The sequence below is a fragment of the Pseudomonas sp. B21-012 genome (assembly GCF_024749305.1).
GTDB lineage: Bacteria > Pseudomonadota > Gammaproteobacteria > Pseudomonadales > Pseudomonadaceae > Aquipseudomonas.
In genome coordinates this window covers 1,525,086-1,543,411 of the sequence record NZ_CP087197.1, presented here as the reverse complement: position 1 = coordinate 1,543,411, position 18,326 = coordinate 1,525,086, and the positions used below count along the sequence as shown (strand labels likewise).

Genomic DNA, 18,326 nt, shown 5'->3' with positions numbered 1-18,326 from the left:
ATGAATGCAGCCGTAAACGCCGGCCCTGCCCAACGCAGCGCCTCGTACTACACCGCCAGCCTCAACGACACCACCCAGTACCCGACCCTCAAGGGCACGGTGAAAGTCGACGTGGCAATCATTGGCGGCGGCTTTACCGGGGTGGCCAGCGCCGTGGAGCTGGCCGAGCGCGGCCTGAAAGTCGCCATCGTTGAAACCAACCGCATCGGCTGGGGCGCCAGCGGGCGCAACGGCGGCCAGGTCACCGGCAGCCTCTCGGGCGATGAAGCGATGCGCAAACAGATGCGCGACAAGCTCGGCGATGACGTCGATGATTTTATCTGGCACCTGCGCTGGCGCGGCCACCAGATCATCGAGCAAAGGGTCGAGCGCTACGGCATCGACTGCGACCTCAAGCGCGGCCACCTGCACGCGGCGATGAAAGACTCGCACATGGGCGAACTGCGCGCCTTCGCCGCCGAGGCCGAGCGCCGCGGCATGGGCGACCAGGTCGAGCTGCTGGGCCAGAACGCCATGCGCGAACACCTGCAAAGCCCGCTGTACCTCGGCGCCTTGAAGAACCGGCGCAACCTGCACCTGCACCCGCTCAACCTGTGCCTGGGCGAAGCCCGGGCCGCACACAGCCTGGGCGCACTGATCTTCGAGAACTCCGAAGTGCTGGACATCATCCATGGCGAGCAGCCGGCGGTGGTGACGGCCCACGGCCGGGTCGAGGCCAAGCAGATTCTGTTGGCCGGCGACGTCTATCACAAACTGGAAAAACGCCAGCTCAAGGGCAAGATTTTCCCGGCCATGGGCGGTATCGTCACTACTGCGCCGCTGGGTGAACTGGCCGCGCAGATCAACCCGCAGGATCTTGCGGTGTACGACTGCCGCTTCGTCCTCGACTACTACCGGCTGACCGCCGATGGCCGCCTGCTGTTCGGCGGTGGCGCCAACTATTCCGGGCGCGATTCACGGGATATCGCCGGCGAACTGCGGCCGTGCATCGAGCGCACCTTTCCGGTGCTCAAGGGCGTGCCGATCGAGTTCCAGTGGAGTTGCGCGATGGGTATCGTGGTCAACCGCATTCCGCAGCTGGGCAAGCTCTCGGACAACGTCTGGTACTGCCAGGGCTATTCCGGGCACGGCATCGCCACCAGCCATATCATGGGCGAGATCATGGCCGAAGCACTGACCGGGACGCTGGAGAAATTCGATACCTTTGCCGGCTGCAAACACATCAAGGTGCCGATGGGCGATGTGCTGGGCAATCCGTTGCTGGCGGCGGGGATGTGGTATTACCAGATGCTTGAAAAACTGCGCTGAAAGCATCGCTGGCAAGCCAGCTCCCACAGGATCGATGGTGGGAGCTGGCTTGCCGGCGATCGAGCGCGAAGCGCTCGCCTTGACTCAGGCGATCTTCTTCAGGCCCAGCTTCTTCAGTTCTTCATCACGCAGTTCACGGCGCAGGATCTTGCCGACGTTGGTGGTCGGCAGCGCATCGCGGAACTCGATGAAACGCGGCACCTTGTAGCCGGTGACGTTTGCACGCATGTGCTCCATCACCTGCTCCTTGGTCACGGTCATGCCCGGCTTGACCACGATGAAGATCTTGATCACTTCACCGGATTTTTCATCCGGCACACCGATGGCCGCGCACTGCAGCACGCCTGGCAACGCCGCCAGCACGTCCTCAAGCTCATTCGGATAGACGTTGAAACCGGAGACCAGGATCATGTCTTTCTTGCGATCGACGATGCGCATGTAGCCGTCGGTCTGGATCAGGGCGATGTCACCGGTCTTCAGCCAGCCGTCACTGTCGAGGATCTCGTTGGTGGCGTCTTCGCGCTGCCAGTAACCCTTCATTACCTGCGGCCCTTTCACGCACAGCTCGCCGACTTCGCCCAGGGCCAGTTCAACACCGGCGTCGTCGATGATCTTGCACAGGGTCGAGGGCACCGGAATGCCAATGGTGCCGATCTGGTTCTGCTCGGCCGGGTTGACCGCCGCCACCGGGCTGGTCTCGGTCATGCCGTAACCTTCGCAGATGGCGCAGCCGGTGATTGCCTTCCAGCGCTCGGCGACGCTCATCTGCAGGGCCATGCCGCCCGACAGGGTGATCTTCAGGCCAGAGAAGTCCAGCTTGCGGAAATTCTCGTTGTTGCACAGGGCCACGAACAAGGTATTGAGGCCGACAAAGCCGCTGAACTTCCACTTGCCCAGTTCCTTGACCATCGCCGGCAAGTCGCGCGGGTTGCTGATCAGGATGTTGTGGCTGCCGATCAGCATCATTGCCATGCAATGAAAGGTGAAGGCATAGATGTGATACAGCGGCAACGGCGTGATCAGGATCTCGCAACCTTCATTGAGGTCCGAGCCCATCAGCGCCCGGCATTGCAGCATGTTGGCCACCAGGTTGCGGTGGGTCAGCATCGCGCCCTTGGCCACCCCGGTAGTGCCACCGGTGTATTGCAACACGGCGACGTCATGGCGGTCTGGATTGGCTTCCTGAAAGGTCTGGCCACGGCCTTTGCTCAAGGCGTCGTTGAACTTGACCGCCTTGGGCAGGTTGTACGCCGGGACCATTTTCTTCACGAACTTGATCACGCTGTTGATCAACAGGCGTTTAACCGGTGGCAAGAGGTCGGCCACTTCGGTGACAATAACGTGTTTGACTTGGGTCTTGGGCACTACCTTTTCGGCCAGGTGCGCCATGTTTGCCAGGCAGACCAGCGCCTTGGCGCCGGAATCATTGAACTGGTGCTCCAATTCCCGCGCGGTATACAACGGGTTGGTGTTGACCACGATCAGGCCCGCACGCAGGGCACCGAACACGGCAACGGGGTATTGCAGAACGTTGGGCAGCTGCACGGCAATACGATCACCCGGCTGCAGGTCGGTATGCTGTTGCAGGTAAGCGGCAAACGCCCCCGACAACTCATACAACTCGCCGTATGTAATGGTTTTGCCCAGGTTGCTAAAGGCCGGTTTATCGGCAAAGCGCTGGCAAGACTGCTTCAATACCGCCTGAATATTCGGATACTCATCAGGATTGATTTGCGAGGCAATCCCGGCTGGGTACTTATCCTTCCAAAAGTTTTCGATCATGGAAGCCCACTCCTCCAGCAACAGCGAATTCTTCACCGCAGTCGATGCGATTATTATTGATATAAGATTACGGTTTATTGCAAACCTGATAATCAGAAGCGGGCCGAGAGTAGCAGCTTTGCCAAGGGCCGCCTAGAGCTAAAGTAGCCCAGACAGTCACGGAAATGACTCTTGATAATCACGTAGTCATTTTTAGAGTAAAGATTCTAAAGCTTCAAGCCACAAGCTACAAGCTGGCCGGGCTTGTAGCTTGCAGCTTCCAGTTCCCTCAGGCTATATCCCGAAGCTCCCTGCGCAGAATCTTGCCCACTGCCGTCATCGGCAGCGACTCGCGCAAGACAATATGCTTGGGCACCTTGTAGCCGGTGAAGTTGGCCTTGCAGTAAGCCTTCAGCTCTTCAAGGCTTACCCCGCCCTCGCGCGGCACCACGAACAGCTTCACCGCCTCGCCCGAACGCTCGTCGGGGATGCCGATCACCGCGCAACTGGCCACTTGCGGATGGCTCATCACCACTTCCTCGATCTCGTTGGGGTACACGTTGAAGCCCGAGACGATGATCATGTCCTTCTTGCGGTCGACGATGCGGGTAAAGCCGTCCGGATCGATCACGGCAATGTCGCCGGTCTTGAACCAGCCTTCGCTGTCCAGCGCCTCGGCCGTCGCCTCGGGGTGCTGCCAGTAGCCCTTCATCACTTGCGGGCCCTTGATGCACAACTCGCCGCGCTCGCCGAAGGGCTGCTCGACACCCGCATCGTCAATCACCTTGAACGCCGTGCCCGGCACCGGAATGCCCACGGTGCCCAGGCGTGCCAGCTGGCCGTAAGGGTTGGTGCTGGCTACCGGCGAGGTCTCGGTCAGGCCGTAGCCTTCGACAATGCGGCAACCGGTGATGCTCTCCCAGCGCTCGGCGGTGGCGCTGACCAATGCGGTTCCGCCGGAGTTGGTGACCTTCAGCGCCGAGAAGTCGAGGTTCTTGAACTCTGGGTGGTTCATCAGCGCGACGAACAGGGTGTTGAGCCCGAGCAGCCCGGAGAACTTCCACTTCTTCAGCTCTTTGACAAAGCCGGCGATGTCGCGCGGGTTGGTGATCAGCACGTTGTGGTTGCCGGTAACCATCATGCACATGCAGTTCGCGGTAAAGGCATAGATATGGTAGAGCGGCAGCGGCGCGATCATCACCTCCTGCCCGTCCTTGATCAGGCGCTGGCCATCGGCACCGTGCTGGGAGAAACACGCCAGCACCTGGAGCATGTTCGCCACCAGGTTGCCGTGAGTCAGCATCGCGCCCTTGGCCAGGCCCGTGGTGCCGCCGGTGTATTGCAGCACGGCGATGTCATCGAGGCCCAGCGCAACCGGCTTGAGCGCCTGGCCGCGGCCCTGGGCCAGGGCGCTCTTGAATGGCACCGCCTGCGGCAGGCGGTAGTCCGGGACCATCTTCTTGACCTTGCTGACGATGGTGTTGACCAGCCAGCCCTTGGCCGTCGGCAGCATGTCGCCCATCTTCGCCTCGATGAGGAACTCGATGCCGGTGTCGGGCAGCACCTCCTGCACCAGCTTGCCGAACATGTTCAGGTACACCAGCGCCCGGGCGCCGGAGTCCTTGAACTGGTGGCGCATTTCGCGGGCGGTGTACAGCGGGTTGGTGTTGACCACGATCAGGCCGGCGCGCAAGGCGCCGAACACCGCGATGGGGTACTGCAGCACGTTGGGCATCTGTACCGCGATGCGGTCGCCCGGCACCAGGTCGGTGTGCTGCTGCAGGTAAGCGGCAAAGGCCGCAGAATAGCGTTCGAGTTCGGCGTAGCTCAGGGTGACCCCGAGGTTGCTGAACGCCGGGCGGTCAGCAAACTTCTTGCAGGAGCGTTCGAATACTTCGACCACTGACTTGTAAGCATTTATGTCAATTTGCGAAGGAACCCCTGCCGGGCGCTTGTCATTCCAGAAATCAGCTTGCATCTATTATTGTCCTCATACCTGAGCCGATCCGGCCCCCTTGCCTGCTTGGCGAAGAAGGTGCTCTGCCGACGTTAGCAGGTATGTCGCAGGTGGCAAATACGCCAAGCGCTGTCATTAACATTGTGAATCTTATTGCTGATGACCCTGCGATCCTGTCCCTGGGTTATACACTGTGCTGACTTACCGAGTTGCGCGCACAAGGACCCGCCATGCACCACGACGCGTTCTGGCTCCCGGCCAGCGATCACTGCAGCCTCTACGTTTATCAATGGCTGCCGGCCTCGCCGATCAAGGCGGTGGTGCTGCTCGCCCACGGCATGGCCGAGCACGCCGGGCGTTACCAACGCCTGGGCGAGGCCCTGAGCAATGCCGGCTATGCCCTGCTCGCCCACGACCAGCGCGGCCATGGACGCAGCGCCGAACTTGGCACTTTAGGCCTGTTCGCCCGACACAATGGCTGGAACAGCGTGGTCAACGACCTGGCCCTGCTCAGCCAGCACATCGGCCAGCAGTTTCCGGGCACCCCGGTGTTCCTGTTTGGCCACAGCATGGGCAGCTACATTGCCCAGGCCTACCTGATGCACCACGGCGCCAGCCTGCAGGGCGCGATTCTCAGCGGCTCGAACTTCCAACCGCCCGCGCTGTACCGCACCGCCTGCCTGATCGCCCGCTTCGAAGCCTGGCGCCAGGGCCCGCTGGGCCATAGCGCACTGATCGAGTGGCTGTCGTTCGGCTCGTTCAACAAGGCCTTCAAGCCCAACCGTACGGCGTTCGACTGGCTCAGCCGCGACAACGACGAAGTCGACAAGTATGCTGCCGACCCGCTGTGCGGCTTTCGCTGCAGCAACCGTTTATGGATCGACTTGCTGATGGGCCTTGAGCAAATCAGCCAGCCACGCAACCTGACGCAGATCGATCCGAACCTGCCGATCCTGGTGATGGGCGGCGAATGTGATCCGGTCAGTGCCGGCAAGCGTCTCAAGGATCTGGCCGGTGCCTTGCGCCTGGCCGGCAATCAGCATGTGCAGTTGCAGCTCTACCCCCAGGCGCGGCATGAGCTGCTCAACGAAACCAACCGTGACGAGGTCACGGCCGCCATCATCGACTGGCTGGAGCAGGCCCTGGCCATTGGCCGCCCCGCCCGCAGCGAATGATCGGCCGACCCGCACGTCAGAAGGAAAGCCAAGCATGACCCAGGTCACCAACACCCCGTACGAAGCCCTTGAAGTCGGCCAGACCGCCAGCTTCAGCAAAACCGTCGAAGAACGTGACATCCAGCTGTTTGCGGCGATGTCCGGTGACCACAACCCGGTGCACCTGGATGCCGAGTTCGCCGCCAAGAGCATGTTCAAGGAGCGCATCGCCCACGGCATGTTCAGCGGTGCGCTGATCAGCGCCGCAGTGGCCTGCGAGCTGCCCGGCCCGGGCACCATCTACCTGGGCCAGACCATGAGCTTCCAGAAGCCGGTCAAGTTCGGCGACACCCTGACCGTGCGCCTGGAAATCCTCGAGAAACTGCCGAAGTTCAAGGTGCGCATCGCCACCCGCGTGTTCAACCAGAACGACGAACTGGTGGTCGATGGCGAGGCCGAGATCCTCGCCCCGCGCAAGCAGCAGACCGTCGAGCTGGTCAGCCCGCCGCCTATCACCATCGGCTGATGCCTACAACTCGGCCAGGCGGCGCTCGATAAAGCGCCGCTCGGGGCCCTGACGGGTCAGTTCGAGGGCACTGCGATAGGCCTCGCGGGCGTGATCCAGGCGGCCCAACTGGCGGCACAGTTCGGCGCGGGCCGAATGGGCCAGGTGATAATCCTGCAACTGGCCACGGGCCAGAATTGCCTCCACTGCCGCCAGCCCCGCCTCGGCGCCATCGCGCCGGGCCAGAGCCGCTGCGCGGTTGAGTTCGATCACCGGTGACGGCCAGCGCTGCAGCAGCACATTGTACAAACCGACGATTTCATCCCAGTCCGTTGCCTCGGCACTGGCAGCTTCAGCGTGCACGGCCGCTATCGCTGCCTGCAGGCTATACACACCGAACTGCTGACTGCGCAGAGCTTGCTGCACCAACTGGCAACCTTCAGCAATAAATGCACGGTTCCACAGGCTGCGGTCCTGCTCATCAAGCAGTACCAACTCCCCCTCGGCGTCGCTGCGCGCCTGTTGCCGCGAGGCTTGCAACAGCATCAAGGCCAACAGCCCGAGCACCTCCGGGTCGGGCAGCAACTGCTGAAGCAAACGCCCCAGGCGGATCGCTTCATCGCTCAGGTCGTGGCGCATCAGGCTCTCCCCCGACGACGCCGAGTAGCCCTCGTTGAACACCAGGTAGATCACCCGCAATACGCTATCAAGGCGCTCCGGCAGCTCGTCCAGCGACGGCACCTGGTAGGGTATGCGCGCATCGCGGATCTTGGCCTTGGCCCGCACGATGCGCTGGGCAATGGTCGCCGGGCTCTGCAAAAAGGCGCGGGCGATTTCTTCGGTGGTCAGGTCACAGACTTCGCGCAAGGTCAGCGGCACCTGGGCATCGGCGGCCAGCGCCGGGTGACAACAGGTGAAGATCAGGCGCAGGCGGTCGTCCTCAAGTTCTTCGTCATTCACCTGAACCTCCTCTTGCGCCTCCAGCGCCTGCATCAACTGCACCTGGGAACGGTCGAAGCGCGCACGTCGGCGCAGGCTGTCGATGGCCTTGAAACGCCCGGTAGACACCAGCCAGGCCCGCGGGCTTGCCGGAATGCCGTCGCGTTGCCAGCGCTCCACGGCAATGAAAAACGCCTCGTGCATGGCCTCTTCGGCCAGATCGAAGTCGCCCAACAAGCGAATCAGCGTCGCCAGGATGCGCCGCGACTCCTGACGGTAGACGGCCTCCAGTTGCGCCCGTACCTGGGCAAGCGTTGCCATCAGTCGGGCATCTGCGTGGTCACCAGCGCCACCAGGCGATCCAGGCTCTCACCCCAGCCCCGGTGAAAGCCCATCTCTTCATGGGCCTGGCAATCGGCGGCACTCCAGTGCCAGGCGCGGGCGGTGTACTGGGTCTTGCCGTGGACATCGTCAAAGGTCACCACGGCGGTCATGAACGCCTTGTTCGACGGCACCCAGCCTGGGCCGAAGGCATCGGTGAAGACGATCCGCGCCGGCGGCACGATCTCCAGAAACACGCCCTGGTTCGGGTATTCGCTGCCGTCCGGGGCACGCATCACCGTACGAAACAAGCCGCCCACCCACAGCTGCATTTCGCATTCCGGCGTGGTCATGCCGTTGGGCCCCCACCACTGGGCCAGCAGTTGTGGCTCGGTCCAGGCGCGAAACACCTTGCGCCGCGGCGCATCGATCAGGCGCGTCAACGACAACTCATGCTGTGCCTTGGGCGGCTCGGGGTGTAAAAGGCTCATCGTGTTGTGCTCCTTGGGTTCAGGGTTGCAACTCGCGCACCGGCCGCACCTCGACACTGCCGACTCGCGCTGCGGGAATGCCCTTGGCAATGTTCAACGCCTCATTGAGGTCGCGGGCATCGACCAGATAGAAGCCGGCCAGTTGTTCCTTGGTTTCGGCGAACGGGCCGTCGGTCAGGCTCATCTGCCCACCGCGTACACGCACGGTGGTCGCGGTCTGCACCGGCTTGAGCGCCTCGGCGGCGAGCATCCTGCCGCTGCCCTGGACCGACTCGGCATAGGCCATGCACTCGGCGTCGGCCGGGCTTTCAGGCAGGCTGTGCAGCAGACTTTCATCACAGTAGACCAGGCACAGGTATTTCATCGTCGTCTCCACCGCTGGGGATACTATGGCGGCAGTTCGCACCGCCTTGAAAAGCGCGATTCGGCATAACTTTCGGGGTTTTCAGCTCAAGGCTTGAGCGAGAACAGCGCGGCACCGGATTCCATGTCGAACGGTGCCGACCAATGCTCATGAATCACCTTCCACTGCCCGTCGATGCGCTGGTAGCCAACGGTCGCGCGCATATAGCAGCCTTGATCCTCACCGCCTTCGCTGCTGGCCGGACCACAGCGGTTGAGCCAATGGGCCAGGGCCAGTTCCGGCGTGGCGTGGATCTGCAGTTGCTCGATTTCGAAGATCATCTCACCGGGGCAGTGATCCATGCAGGCCTGCCAGTGGGCGCGATAGGCGGCCTTGCCCTGGAACTGCAATTGCTGGATGGCATCGAAGGCGCGAATGTTCTCGGCGTAAGGCGCGGTAATGGCCTCGACATCGCGCGCGCGTACGGCGGGAAGCCACTGCTCGATGAGTTGGCGGATTTCGTTCTCGGCGGCACTGTTCATGGTCGTGTCCTCTGCGCGAAGGGGCGCCGGATGCTCGGCGCGTTCACAGATGGTCGAATGGCAGTGGTTGAAATCGACAGGCTGGGGAAATGGATAACCCAGCAACCTCAATTTCGGGTCTAAAAAAAGAGGTTCTTCACGGAATCCCGGGGGCTATGATTCTTGGGTTGGGTTGCGGGCTTATCCATTCGGTGTGGCGCCGCTGTTGGCCCCTTCCGCCCTTACGGCGGGTCCCTTTTGTTCTTGGCAAAAGGAACCAAAACCGCTCGCTCCAGCATACGGCCCTACGCTGCGCTCCGGGTTCCTTCGCTACGGTGCCTTCCAGGGGCATCGCGGCCTACGACTTGCTTCGCCAAGTCTACGTCTCGCGACTTCGGCTCAGGCCGAAGGGTGCTACGCACCAGCCCCCTCCAGACACCTACGCTCAGCCTCCTGAAGTCGCGAAGTTACGGGCGGCGCCTGCACTGATGCATCTACGAAAGCAGATGTTGGCGAAGCCATGCTGACGCAGGAGCGGGACAGCCCGCTGATAAAACGAACACCAACTTGATCTTGATATTCATGCACGCACTTCCAGACGCCGCGAAAAGCGACTTCAGGAGGCCGAGCGTAGGTGCCTGTAGGGGCGGTGCGCAGCACCTTCGGCGGCAGCCGAAGACGCGAGATGTAGACTTGCAAAGCAAGTCGTAGGCCGCGATGCCCCGGAAGGTGCCGTAGCGAGGGGACCCGAAGCGCAGCGTAGGGCCGTATGTAGGAGCAAGCGGTTTTGCCTACTTCTTCCCAAGATGTATGGACCGGAGACATCGCTGACACATGTACGGGGACATGGTTGACACATTATCGCTTGCCATCCGGGTTGTTGAAATCGATGGTTCTCAGCTTGCGGTGGCAGAAGTAGACGTCGAAGTGATCAGGTCCCTTCTCGCTCGGGCGCAAAGCCAAAATGTGGCCCACCAGCGCTTTTGCTATCCGGAATGAGCGCTTCCTGAAGCGGAACTGACTATCGTAGGGTTTGACTAGGATATCTTCGGGTCCGTATTCAAAGGTTGGTACCCGGCTTGGAAACGGCCGTGTGCTCATCTGGTAGCGCTCCCTCGGTACTTGGTAGTCCAACTGCTGGTGGGGTCGCTTGTAGTTGTAGACGCCACGCCACAGGTCGAACGCCTCCTGCGCCTCCCGCAAATCACGGAAGGTGCGGTCCCTGAGCACCTCTGTCTTGAGCGTTCGGTGGAAGCGCTCGTCTTTACCGTTGGTCTGTGGGTGCCCTGGCCGGCTGAAGGTCAAGCGTATGCCCAGACGCACTATCCAGATCCCTAGTGGCGTCAGCTCTCCAGGGTTTCGTGGTGCCCCCCAGGGCGCGCCATTGTCTGCGTTGATCTGCAGGGGAAGGCCATACCGCCTGAACAGATCGGTCAGGTGCTCCTGGACCAATTCGGTTCGCTGATGCGCACAGGCTTGAATCGCCAAGTTGAAGCGCGAGTGATCATCGATCAACGTCAACGGGTAGCACGGCCCCTGACCTGTCTGGAAGAAGCCTTTGAAGTCGATCTGCCAGAGATCATTAGGAGCCTCGCGTTCATAGCGTTTCCACGGCGTAGCTGCAGCACTGGCTTCGGAGGTGATCAGCCCGTGGCGATGCAGAACATTGGTGACGGTACTGGCGCAAATGCGCTGACCCAGTAGATGCCTGATCTTGCGGCCACCCCAGGCAGGGTGCTCCTTGCGGATGGCGATCACTTCTTTCTCAAGCCCACGATCCGTCAGCCTAGGGCTGCTGGCAGGTTTTCTGGATCGTTCCAAAAGGCCTGCCGCACCCTCCTGCCGGTAGCGGTTAAGCCACTTGTAACCTGTCTGGGGACTGATACCGAAGCGTCGGCACAACTCCCTGACATTGGCGTCTGGGTGATTGGCCAGATGAACGAACTCTTCTCTCAAGCTCATGGCGTCTCTCGCGTTCCAAGGCATGGTCGAATTCCCGGCAGGTTTGCTTGCCGAAAAGTGTCAACCATGTCCCCGTACACCTGTCCACCATGTGTCCGGTCCATACACCAAGAGAAAAGTAGGCCGCCGTAAAGGCGGAAGGGGCCAGCAGCAGCCCCACACTGAATGGATAAACTCGCAGCCTCAACATCCCAACCCGGGATTCCGTGAAGAGCCAAAAAAGAGCCCCTTGCGGAGCTCTTGGCGTTACTGTGCAAGAAAACTGTCGCCAGAGCGCTTAGCGCGTTTAGCGGCGTGTTTTTCCTTGGCGGTTTTCAGTGGTTTTTTCTTCGTCATCTTTTTTGCATCCAGACCTTTCATCGAAGATCCTCCTGCCTGACGGCACCTGCGCACCGGTGTCCCGAATCATTATAGACCCGGGGTAGCCGCAGGCACGGCAAGGATGAACTCGCGGTAACCGGAAAGGATCACGTAGCCGGCAAAGTAACAGAAGATGCCCGCCGACAGCAGGTACGACCAGGTCAGCAGGCGGTCACCCAGCAGGCGCCCGCCATGACTGGCAATACCGCACAACGACAGGCACCAGATCAGCCCGGCGGCAAAAAAACCGCTAAGAAACAGCCCGGCCTCAAGCAGGCTGCCGCCCCCTGAACGGGAAATCAGCACCCCGCCGACCGCGGCAAACCAGAGGATGGCGCTGGGCGAGGACATGGCCAGGAAGATCCCGCGCAGGAACTCGCGCCAGCCCGACTCAATCACCACCTCGCCAGGGGTCTGCAGATGGGTGTTGCCGCGCAGCGCCGCCAGCAGCATCTTGATGGCAAACCATACCAGCAACACCGAGCCGCCCAGCCACAGCACCCAGCGCACCGTTTCAAATTGCAGCAGCACGGTCATCCCGGCCAGCGCCGCAATGGCATACAACAGGTCACCGACACAGGTACCCAGCCCCAGCCAGAAACCCTGCAAAAAACCCCGCTGCATGGCCAGGGTGATCATGGCGATATTGGCAATGCCGATATCCAGGCACAGCGACAAACTCAGCAGAAATCCGTTTGAAAAAGGCATCGACGTTCCGTAACCGCGGTTGATGGCAGGCGCTATTAAAACGGTTTTCTGCTGGGCTGTATTGGAAGAAATTGCCTTTATTCAGGCCTGTGCTGCGCGCTCGAAAACTTCATCGGCCCATTGGTTGAGGCTCTTGCCTGCCGATTGAGCGGCGATGGTCGCCGCAGCATGGACTTCTGGCCTGATACGCAGCATGACCTTGCCGGAAGCGGGTTTTTCCGGCTTGACCCCACGCTCGGCGCAATCGGCCAGGTAGTCATCCAGGGCCAGGTGAAACGCCTCGTGCAACTGCCTGACGGCGCTGGCGTGAAAGCTGATGATGTCACGCACCCCCAGGACACGTCCGACGAAAATATCGTCCCGTGGATCGTATTCGACTCGGGCGGTGTAGCCCTTGTAGTTCATAGTGTTCATGGTTGAACTCCTGCCCGTAGAAGAAACTCGCGGCTTCTTCCACCTGATATCGCTTGGCCTCTTTGCCCGGGTGCGGCCGGTGACAGCGCCAGAGCTGACCACCCAGGATCAACTTGACCCTGGAACCCTCACGTTCCTGCACTTGCCCGCCCAGGTACAGCACCAGCGCCTCGATGTCGGTAAACACCAGGCTGGCGCTGGTCGGGGTGCGGAAGACGCTGTCGAGGATCTTTCGATATCGATTGTTCATCGGAAAATGCTATCAAAATAAGATAGCACTTTTTCCAATGCTTCAATTCAGGATTTTTCAATCGCCCGCCAGCACCTGCGCATACCGCTGCCGGTCAATGTTCGCCCCGCTGAGGATCACCGCCACCCTGCGCCCCTGCTGGCGCTCGCGCTCCTGGATCAGTGCGGCAAGCCCGGCGGCGCCTGCGCCTTCGGCGGTGTTGTGAGTGTCTTCGTGGTAGATGCGCATGGCCCGGGCCACTTCTTCGTCGCTGACGCGCACAATGCGTGCGGCATGCTGGCGGATGATTTCAAAGGCTTCGGGCAACGGCATGCGGCAGGCCATGCCATCGGCGAAGGTGTTGGCCGTGGCGGTGGTGACGATGCGGCCCTGCTCCAGGCTCTGGGCAAAGGCGTCGGCGGCGCTGGACACCACGCCGACGATCTCGGTGCGCAAGCCCAGCAGGTTGCGCGCCTGGATCAAACCGCAGATGCCCGAGCCCATGCCGATCGGCACGTAGATGCAATCCAGCTCGTGCACGGCTTCCAGGAGCTCCAGCGCATAGGTGGCGACGCCACGGATCAACTCGGGGTGAAACGGCGGCACGCTCTCATAGCCGTGGAGCCGGGCCAGGCGTGCGGCCTCTTCGCGGGCCTGGTCAAAGTCGGCGCCGTGTTCGATCAATTGGGCGCCCAGGGCGCGCATCGCCGCATTCTTTTCCAGCGAGTTGCCCTCGGGCACGACGATGATGATCGGCAGCCCGGCATTGCCCGCGGCCAGGGCCATGCTCTGGCCGTGGTTGCCGCGGGTGGCGGTGACCAGGCCGCGCACCGCCGGCTTTTGTGCCCGCAGCCACTGCACATACATCAACCCGCCGCGCACCTTGAAGGCGCCGGTCGGGGCATGGTTTTCATGCTTGACCCAGACTTCGCAGCCCAGCCGCTCGGCCAGGCGCGGCCAGGCGTACTGAGGGGTGGCGGGTACGCTGGCATGAACCAGGCGGGCAGCTTCGCGCAGGGCTGGCAGGTCGAACATGGAACACCTCGGCAGGATCGGATTTGACCTGATCCTAGTCGCCGCGCATTGTATGGGTAAATTCCTATATTGCATGGCCAACAATAAATGTGGACCCCTACCCTCTGCGACGATGCCCAGCCGCGCTACCTGGCCCTGGTCGATGCAATAGCCATTGCCATCGAACGCGGCGAGCTGAAAGTCGGCGAACGCCTGCCGCCACAACGGCGCCTGGCCTGGAACCTGGGGCTCAACCCGAGCACCACCCAGCAGGCCTACCGTGAGGCGGCGGCACGCCATTTGGTTTCCGGTGAAGTCGGCCGTGGCACCTATGTGCTGGCTGGCAGCAAGGAGGCCACGCTGTTTCGCCTCAAGCAACGCGACGTGCAATCGAGCCTGATCGACCTGTCGACCAACGTGCCGGTGATCGAGCCGGCCAACCGCGACAGCGAAAACACTTTGCAGGCGCTGCTTGAGGAGGGGCTGGCGGCTTGCCTGGATCACTACCTGAGCGCCGAAGAGTTGCTGCGCGCTCGCGTGCACGGCGCCGCCTGGCTGGCCAACCGCGGTTTGCAATTGAACGAGCGGCAATTGCTGCTGTGCGGCGGCGCCCAGCAGGGTTTGTTCACGGTGTTGCTGTCGCTGTGCCAGCCGGGTGAAACAGTGCTGGTCGAGGCCCTTACCGCCCCCGGCATCAAGGCCGCCTGCCGGCAATTGCGCCTGCCCCTGCATGGCATCGCCCTGGACGATCAGGGCATTGTTGCCGACGACCTCGACCGGGTCGCCAGGGCCACCGGCGCACGGGTCATGGTCCTGACCCCGAGCCTGCACAACCCAACGGGTGCGTGCATGAGCAGCGCCCGCCAGCAGGCGATTGCCGAGGTGGTCGCGCGCCATGACCTGCTGGTGATCGAAGATGATGTCTACGGCGCACTCACCGACCAACCACCGCTATGGCGAATGCTCGGTGAGCGCGGCCTGTTGATCAGCAGCCTGTCGAAAACTGTGGGCGCCGGCCTGCGCCTGGGCTGGATCGTGGCTGAGCCGCAAGTGTTGGAGCAGATCGACCCGCATGCCCAGGCCACTCACTGGCAGGTGTCGCCGCTGAACCTGCAGATCGCCTGCCGCTGGATCGCCGATGGCACCGCACAAAGGCGCCTGGCCTGGCAGCGCGAGGAAATCACCCAGCGCTGGCGCCTGGCGTGCAAGGTGCTCAGTGGCCACCTGCTAAATAGCCGCCTGCCGTCGCCGCACATCTGGGTCAAGGCCGGGCTCAGCGCCGCGCGCTTGGCCGAGGCCTGCCGGGCCCATGGCGTGGCGGTGGTGCCAGGCGAGGTGTTCGCGGTAAAACAGCATGAGCTGGCGGCAATCCGTATCAGCCTGTCGGCCGCTGGCAGCCGCGCCGAACTCAAGCAGGCGCTGGAACAAGTGGCCAAGGCACTGGAGGCCTGATGAGCACGCACGCGTTCTATACCGAGGCACAAACCTGCCTCGCCGCACTCGACCCACAGTGGGCTGCGCACATCGAGGCGATTGGCCCGTGCCTGCACCAGCCCAAACCCACCCGTGACCCGTATCAGGCACTGGTGCGGGCTATCGCCTATCAGCAACTGCATGCCAAGGCCGGCGATGCGATCCTCGCGCGCTTTCTGGCGCTTTACCCGGGCAGCGCCTTCCCCAGCCCCGAGCAGGTGCTGGCGACCACCCCGGAGCAATTGCGCGCCTGCGGCTTTTCAGCGAGCAAACTGGCAACCATCCAGGGCATCGCCCGGGCGCGCCTCGACGGCCTGGTGCCGGACTATCAGCAGGCTCTGATGCTTGAAGACGAGGCACTGATCGAACGCCTGGTGAGCCTGCGTGGCGTGGGCCGCTGGACCGTCGAGATGTTGCTGATCTACACCCTGGAGCGCATGGACATCCTGCCGGCCGACGACTTCGGCGTGCGCGAGGGCTACCGCCGCTTGCAGGGCCTGCAAGGGCAACCGACACGCCGGCAGATGATCGACCTGGGCAAGCACTGGAGCCCCTACCGGACCGTGGCCGCCTGGTACCTGTGGCGAGTGCCGGCCACTCGAGTTTGAACGCAAGACCCGGAGTTTTTCCGCAGCGCCAAAGCCGTAGCCTGAACCCATCGATCAACGCCAGGAGCACCCCGTCATGAGTACAGGCAAACCACGGATCAGCGAATCCGACCCACGCTGGCAGGCCATCCTGGCCCGCGACCCGGCCGCTGACCAGGCCTTCGTCTATGCCGTGCGCACCACCGGCGTGTACTGCCGGGCGAGCAGTAGCTCGCGCCTGCCGCGCATCGACAACGTCGAATTTTTCGACAGCGCCGAACAGGCCGAAGCCGCCGGGTACCGGCCAAGCAAGCGCCGCGGCGCCGACCAGACCCACGTTGCCGAACAGCACCGGGCCCAGGTCACCCGCGCCTGCGCTTTGATCGAAAACGCCGACCCGGCGCCTAGCCTGAACCAGCTGGCCGAGCAATTGAACCTGAGCCCTTTCCACTTTCACCGGGTGTTCAAGGCCGTGACCGGGCTGACGCCCAAGGCCTATGCCTCGGCCCACCGCGCGCACAAGGTACGCACGCAGTTGCAGCAATCGGCAACGGTCACCGACGCCCTCTACGAGGCCGGGTTCAATTCCAACAGCCGCTTCTACGAATCGAGCAACGCGCGCCTGGGCATGACCCCGGGGGCCTATCGCGACGGCGGCGCCAACACCGACATCCGCTTTGCCATCGGCCAGTGCTCCTTGGGGGCAATTCTGGTGGCGCAGAGTGAACGGGGGATTTGCGCAATACTGCTCGGTGACGATCCGCAGGCGCTGCTCAATGACCTGCAGGACAAATTCCCCAAGGCCAACCTGATCGGCGGCGACGCCGGGTTCGAAACCCTGGTGGCCAGGGTCGTGGGCTTTATCGAAGCGCCGGGCATCGGCCTGGACCTGCCGCTGGACCTGCGCGGCACGGCGTTCCAGGAGCGAGTCTGGCAGGCGCTGCGGGCGATCCCGGCTGGCAGTACAGCCAGTTATGCCGAGATCGCTCAGCGCATCGGCTCTCCCAGGGCGGTGCGCGCGGTGGCCCAGGCTTGCGCGGCCAATGCCCTGGCTGTGGCCATCCCGTGTCACCGGGTGGTGCGCAGCGACGGCAACCTCTCGGGTTACCGCTGGGGCGTGGAGCGCAAGCGTGAGCTGCTGGCGCGCGAGAGCCAGTGAGGCGGGTTACTGGAAGTTGACGTCGAAAGCCTGGTAAAAGGCGTTGCCGGTGTCAGCGACCAGCCACAGCAGCACGATTACGTGATGGCCTTTTTTGTTGGCCGGTAGCTTGACCTCGTGCTCGACCTTGGCCACGAGTTTGTCCGTATGGGCCCAGCGCGGCACATAGGGATAAATGTCATCGGCAAAGGGCGTGGTTTCAAGTTGCGCGCGGGTGATGCGCTTACTCTCGTCCCAGCCATCCTTGGTAATAAACCAGCGATAACCGCGGGTGAGGTGTGGCGCCGTATAAGTCCACTCGACTTTTAAGGTTTGCCCTGGTGTCACGTTCAGCAATGGCCATTTAAATTCATGGCCGAGCTTGGCGCTCATTTCAGCATTGGTAAAGTTGACACAATCACGCTTATCTTGCCGACCGCCACTGAGGATATAGCCGTCTGCCGGGGGTACTGTACTTTGTACATCGTCTTGATAAGGCGCAGGTACGGGGCCGGCGACCGTGTCTGGAAAGTTCTTGCCGCCTTCCATTTCATTGACTTCGGACACCCCCAACAACTTCAGCTCAATCGCCGTGGAACCGCGACTGGCAGGGGTAATCACTCGACCGTGACGCAGAATCTTTTCAGGGCTGTTCATTGCAATCACTCCATGTGAGATAAGAAAACCTGTCCACCCTGGACCCGTTTGACCCTAGCTCAAGCCCTGCAATGCGCAACCCAGAGGCGCCGAACGGTATCAGCCGTTGCTGCAGCCGTCGCCCATGGCGCGGTATTCGATGATGTGGCGCTGACCTTGGTGGTCTTCGTAGGTCATGGTTGCCGGTACCACTTCACAGACATTGGGAATGGTCGACAGGCTGATGACCTTGGCGATATCCAGGTTGGTGCTGTAGTCGTACTGCTCGACAACCGGTTGCGCCGCGGCGGTATTGATTTCATCCGCCAGGGCGAACGAAGAAACCGCAACCAGGGCAACTGCAATTAAACCTTTCATGATAATAGGCCTGCAAAGCAATCAAACTAATCGATTGACTTCATTCGCCAATAAGGGCGCGGAGAAGTTGTTATATCAAGCGATGGGACATAACACGAAGACCCGACCCCACTACAACGTATTCTGT

19 protein-coding genes are annotated in these 18,326 nt (G+C 62.0%); 6 read left to right on the top strand and 13 right to left on the bottom strand.

Annotated features, from left to right (window positions below; genetic code table 11):
* Entirely contained in the window at window positions 1–1,308 is a 1,308-nt protein-coding gene (locus LOY37_RS07115) for an FAD-binding oxidoreductase (protein ID WP_258716544.1), read from the top strand.
* Window positions 1,309–1,392: 84 nt separating this feature from the next.
* On the opposite strand, the gene fadD1 is transcribed toward LOY37_RS07115, so the two are convergent.
* Complete coding sequence (gene fadD1, locus LOY37_RS07110) at window positions 1,393–3,090, bottom strand: long-chain-fatty-acid--CoA ligase FadD1 (RefSeq protein ID WP_258716543.1); 1,698 nt, start codon at window positions 3,088–3,090, stop codon at window positions 1,393–1,395.
* Window positions 3,091–3,358: 268 nt separating this feature from the next.
* On the bottom strand, window positions 3,359–5,047 hold the full coding sequence (fadD2, locus tag LOY37_RS07105; protein ID WP_045193417.1) for a long-chain-fatty-acid--CoA ligase FadD2: 1,689 nt from the start codon (window positions 5,045–5,047) through the stop codon (window positions 3,359–3,361).
* 209 nt (window positions 5,048–5,256) lie between these two features.
* Between fadD2 and LOY37_RS07100 the strand changes: the two genes are divergently transcribed.
* Both LOY37_RS07100 and LOY37_RS07095 read left to right on the top strand, forming a co-directional pair.
* Window positions 5,257–6,201, top strand: a complete 945-nt coding sequence (locus tag LOY37_RS07100; protein ID WP_258716542.1) for an alpha/beta hydrolase — start codon at window positions 5,257–5,259, stop codon at window positions 6,199–6,201.
* Window positions 6,202–6,235: 34 nt separating this feature from the next.
* Window positions 6,236–6,706 carry a MaoC family dehydratase gene (locus tag LOY37_RS07095; protein ID WP_045187560.1) on the top strand — a complete coding sequence of 157 codons (471 nt, stop codon included), beginning with the start codon at window positions 6,236–6,238 and terminating at the stop codon, window positions 6,704–6,706.
* A gap of 3 nt (window positions 6,707–6,709) precedes the next feature.
* Here the strand turns inward: LOY37_RS07095 and LOY37_RS07090 are convergent, their stop codons facing one another.
* From LOY37_RS07090 to LOY37_RS07050, 9 genes are all read right to left on the bottom strand, one after another.
* A complete protein-coding gene (locus LOY37_RS07090) occupies window positions 6,710–7,945 on the bottom strand; it encodes an RNA polymerase sigma factor (protein ID WP_258716541.1) in 1,236 nt (411 codons plus the stop codon).
* Window positions 7,945–8,436, bottom strand: a complete 492-nt coding sequence (locus LOY37_RS07085) for an SRPBCC family protein (protein ID WP_045193421.1) — start codon at window positions 8,434–8,436, stop codon at window positions 7,945–7,947. The genes LOY37_RS07090 and LOY37_RS07085 overlap by 1 nt, the downstream gene beginning before the upstream one ends.
* A 19-nt stretch (window positions 8,437–8,455) precedes the next feature.
* Window positions 8,456–8,800 (bottom strand): YciI family protein, encoded by a 345-nt coding sequence (locus LOY37_RS07080; RefSeq protein WP_258610022.1) that lies wholly within the window; start codon window positions 8,798–8,800, stop codon window positions 8,456–8,458.
* 86 nt (window positions 8,801–8,886) lie between these two features.
* Complete coding sequence (locus LOY37_RS07075; RefSeq protein WP_045193423.1) at window positions 8,887–9,321, bottom strand: nuclear transport factor 2 family protein; 435 nt, start codon at window positions 9,319–9,321, stop codon at window positions 8,887–8,889.
* 837 nt (window positions 9,322–10,158) lie between these two features.
* Window positions 10,159–11,286 (bottom strand): IS481 family transposase, encoded by a 1,128-nt coding sequence (locus LOY37_RS07070; protein WP_258715123.1) that lies wholly within the window; start codon window positions 11,284–11,286, stop codon window positions 10,159–10,161.
* Window positions 11,287–11,670: 384 nt separating this feature from the next.
* Entirely contained in the window at window positions 11,671–12,330 is a 660-nt protein-coding gene (locus LOY37_RS07065) for a LysE family translocator (RefSeq protein WP_258716540.1), read from the bottom strand.
* Window positions 12,331–12,411: 81 nt separating this feature from the next.
* Entirely contained in the window at window positions 12,412–12,744 is a 333-nt protein-coding gene (locus LOY37_RS07060) for a type II toxin-antitoxin system HicB family antitoxin (protein WP_195885914.1), read from the bottom strand.
* Window positions 12,653–12,994, bottom strand: a complete 342-nt coding sequence (locus LOY37_RS07055; protein WP_258716539.1) for a type II toxin-antitoxin system HicA family toxin — start codon at window positions 12,992–12,994, stop codon at window positions 12,653–12,655. Before LOY37_RS07055 ends, LOY37_RS07060 begins: the two co-directional genes overlap by 92 nt.
* Before the next feature lie 57 nt (window positions 12,995–13,051).
* The gene (locus tag LOY37_RS07050; RefSeq protein ID WP_258716538.1) at window positions 13,052–14,008 is read right to left on the bottom strand and encodes a threonine dehydratase; all 957 of its coding nucleotides are present in this window, start codon (window positions 14,006–14,008) and stop codon (window positions 13,052–13,054) included.
* 87 nt (window positions 14,009–14,095) lie between these two features.
* On the opposite strand from LOY37_RS07050, the gene LOY37_RS07045 reads away from it, so the two are divergent.
* The 3 genes from LOY37_RS07045 (at window position 14,096) to ada (ending at window position 17,206) form a co-directional block, all read left to right on the top strand.
* Window positions 14,096–15,439: a PLP-dependent aminotransferase family protein gene (locus LOY37_RS07045; protein ID WP_258716537.1), complete on the top strand. Its 1,344-nt coding sequence runs from the start codon at window positions 14,096–14,098 to the stop codon at window positions 15,437–15,439.
* Entirely contained in the window at window positions 15,439–16,068 is a 630-nt protein-coding gene (locus LOY37_RS07040) for a DNA-3-methyladenine glycosylase (RefSeq protein WP_093386074.1), read from the top strand. Before LOY37_RS07045 ends, LOY37_RS07040 begins: the two co-directional genes overlap by 1 nt.
* A 76-nt stretch (window positions 16,069–16,144) precedes the next feature.
* Entirely contained in the window at window positions 16,145–17,206 is a 1,062-nt protein-coding gene (gene ada, locus LOY37_RS07035) for a bifunctional DNA-binding transcriptional regulator/O6-methylguanine-DNA methyltransferase Ada (RefSeq protein ID WP_258610008.1), read from the top strand.
* Between the two features lie 6 nt (window positions 17,207–17,212).
* Here ada and LOY37_RS07030 read toward each other — a convergent pair whose 3' ends face one another.
* Complete coding sequence (locus LOY37_RS07030; RefSeq protein WP_045193429.1) at window positions 17,213–17,842, bottom strand: lytic polysaccharide monooxygenase auxiliary activity family 9 protein; 630 nt, start codon at window positions 17,840–17,842, stop codon at window positions 17,213–17,215.
* Between the two features lie 99 nt (window positions 17,843–17,941).
* Window positions 17,942–18,199 carry a DUF2790 domain-containing protein gene (locus LOY37_RS07025; RefSeq protein ID WP_195885909.1) on the bottom strand — a complete coding sequence of 86 codons (258 nt, stop codon included), beginning with the start codon at window positions 18,197–18,199 and terminating at the stop codon, window positions 17,942–17,944.
* Window positions 18,200–18,326 lie beyond the last annotated feature (127 nt).

Excerpts from the sequence above, each read along its gene's own strand:
- LOY37_RS07115 (WP_258716544.1), top strand. The coding sequence starts at position 1 with ATGAATGCAGCCGTAAACGCCGGCCCTGCCCAACGCAGCGCCTCGTAC.
- fadD1 (WP_258716543.1), bottom strand. The coding sequence starts at position 3,090 with ATGATCGAAAACTTTTGGAAGGATAAGTACCCAGCCGGGATTGCCTCG.
- fadD2 (WP_045193417.1), bottom strand. The coding sequence starts at position 5,047 with ATGCAAGCTGATTTCTGGAATGACAAGCGCCCGGCAGGGGTTCCTTCG.
- LOY37_RS07100 (WP_258716542.1), top strand. The coding sequence starts at position 5,257 with ATGCACCACGACGCGTTCTGGCTCCCGGCCAGCGATCACTGCAGCCTC.
- LOY37_RS07095 (WP_045187560.1), top strand. The coding sequence starts at position 6,236 with ATGACCCAGGTCACCAACACCCCGTACGAAGCCCTTGAAGTCGGCCAG.
- LOY37_RS07090 (WP_258716541.1), bottom strand. The coding sequence starts at position 7,945 with ATGGCAACGCTTGCCCAGGTACGGGCGCAACTGGAGGCCGTCTACCGT.
- LOY37_RS07085 (WP_045193421.1), bottom strand. The coding sequence starts at position 8,436 with ATGAGCCTTTTACACCCCGAGCCGCCCAAGGCACAGCATGAGTTGTCG.
- LOY37_RS07080 (WP_258610022.1), bottom strand. The coding sequence starts at position 8,800 with ATGAAATACCTGTGCCTGGTCTACTGTGATGAAAGTCTGCTGCACAGC.
- LOY37_RS07075 (WP_045193423.1), bottom strand. The coding sequence starts at position 9,321 with ATGAACAGTGCCGCCGAGAACGAAATCCGCCAACTCATCGAGCAGTGG.
- LOY37_RS07070 (WP_258715123.1), bottom strand. The coding sequence starts at position 11,286 with ATGCCTTGGAACGCGAGAGACGCCATGAGCTTGAGAGAAGAGTTCGTT.
- LOY37_RS07065 (WP_258716540.1), bottom strand. The coding sequence starts at position 12,330 with ATGCCTTTTTCAAACGGATTTCTGCTGAGTTTGTCGCTGTGCCTGGAT.
- LOY37_RS07060 (WP_195885914.1), bottom strand. The coding sequence starts at position 12,744 with ATGAACACTATGAACTACAAGGGCTACACCGCCCGAGTCGAATACGAT.
- LOY37_RS07055 (WP_258716539.1), bottom strand. The coding sequence starts at position 12,994 with ATGAACAATCGATATCGAAAGATCCTCGACAGCGTCTTCCGCACCCCG.
- LOY37_RS07050 (WP_258716538.1), bottom strand. The coding sequence starts at position 14,008 with ATGTTCGACCTGCCAGCCCTGCGCGAAGCTGCCCGCCTGGTTCATGCC.
- LOY37_RS07045 (WP_258716537.1), top strand. The coding sequence starts at position 14,096 with ATGTGGACCCCTACCCTCTGCGACGATGCCCAGCCGCGCTACCTGGCC.
- LOY37_RS07040 (WP_093386074.1), top strand. The coding sequence starts at position 15,439 with ATGAGCACGCACGCGTTCTATACCGAGGCACAAACCTGCCTCGCCGCA.
- ada (WP_258610008.1), top strand. The coding sequence starts at position 16,145 with ATGAGTACAGGCAAACCACGGATCAGCGAATCCGACCCACGCTGGCAG.
- LOY37_RS07030 (WP_045193429.1), bottom strand. The coding sequence starts at position 17,842 with ATGAACAGCCCTGAAAAGATTCTGCGTCACGGTCGAGTGATTACCCCT.
- LOY37_RS07025 (WP_195885909.1), bottom strand. The coding sequence starts at position 18,199 with ATGAAAGGTTTAATTGCAGTTGCCCTGGTTGCGGTTTCTTCGTTCGCC.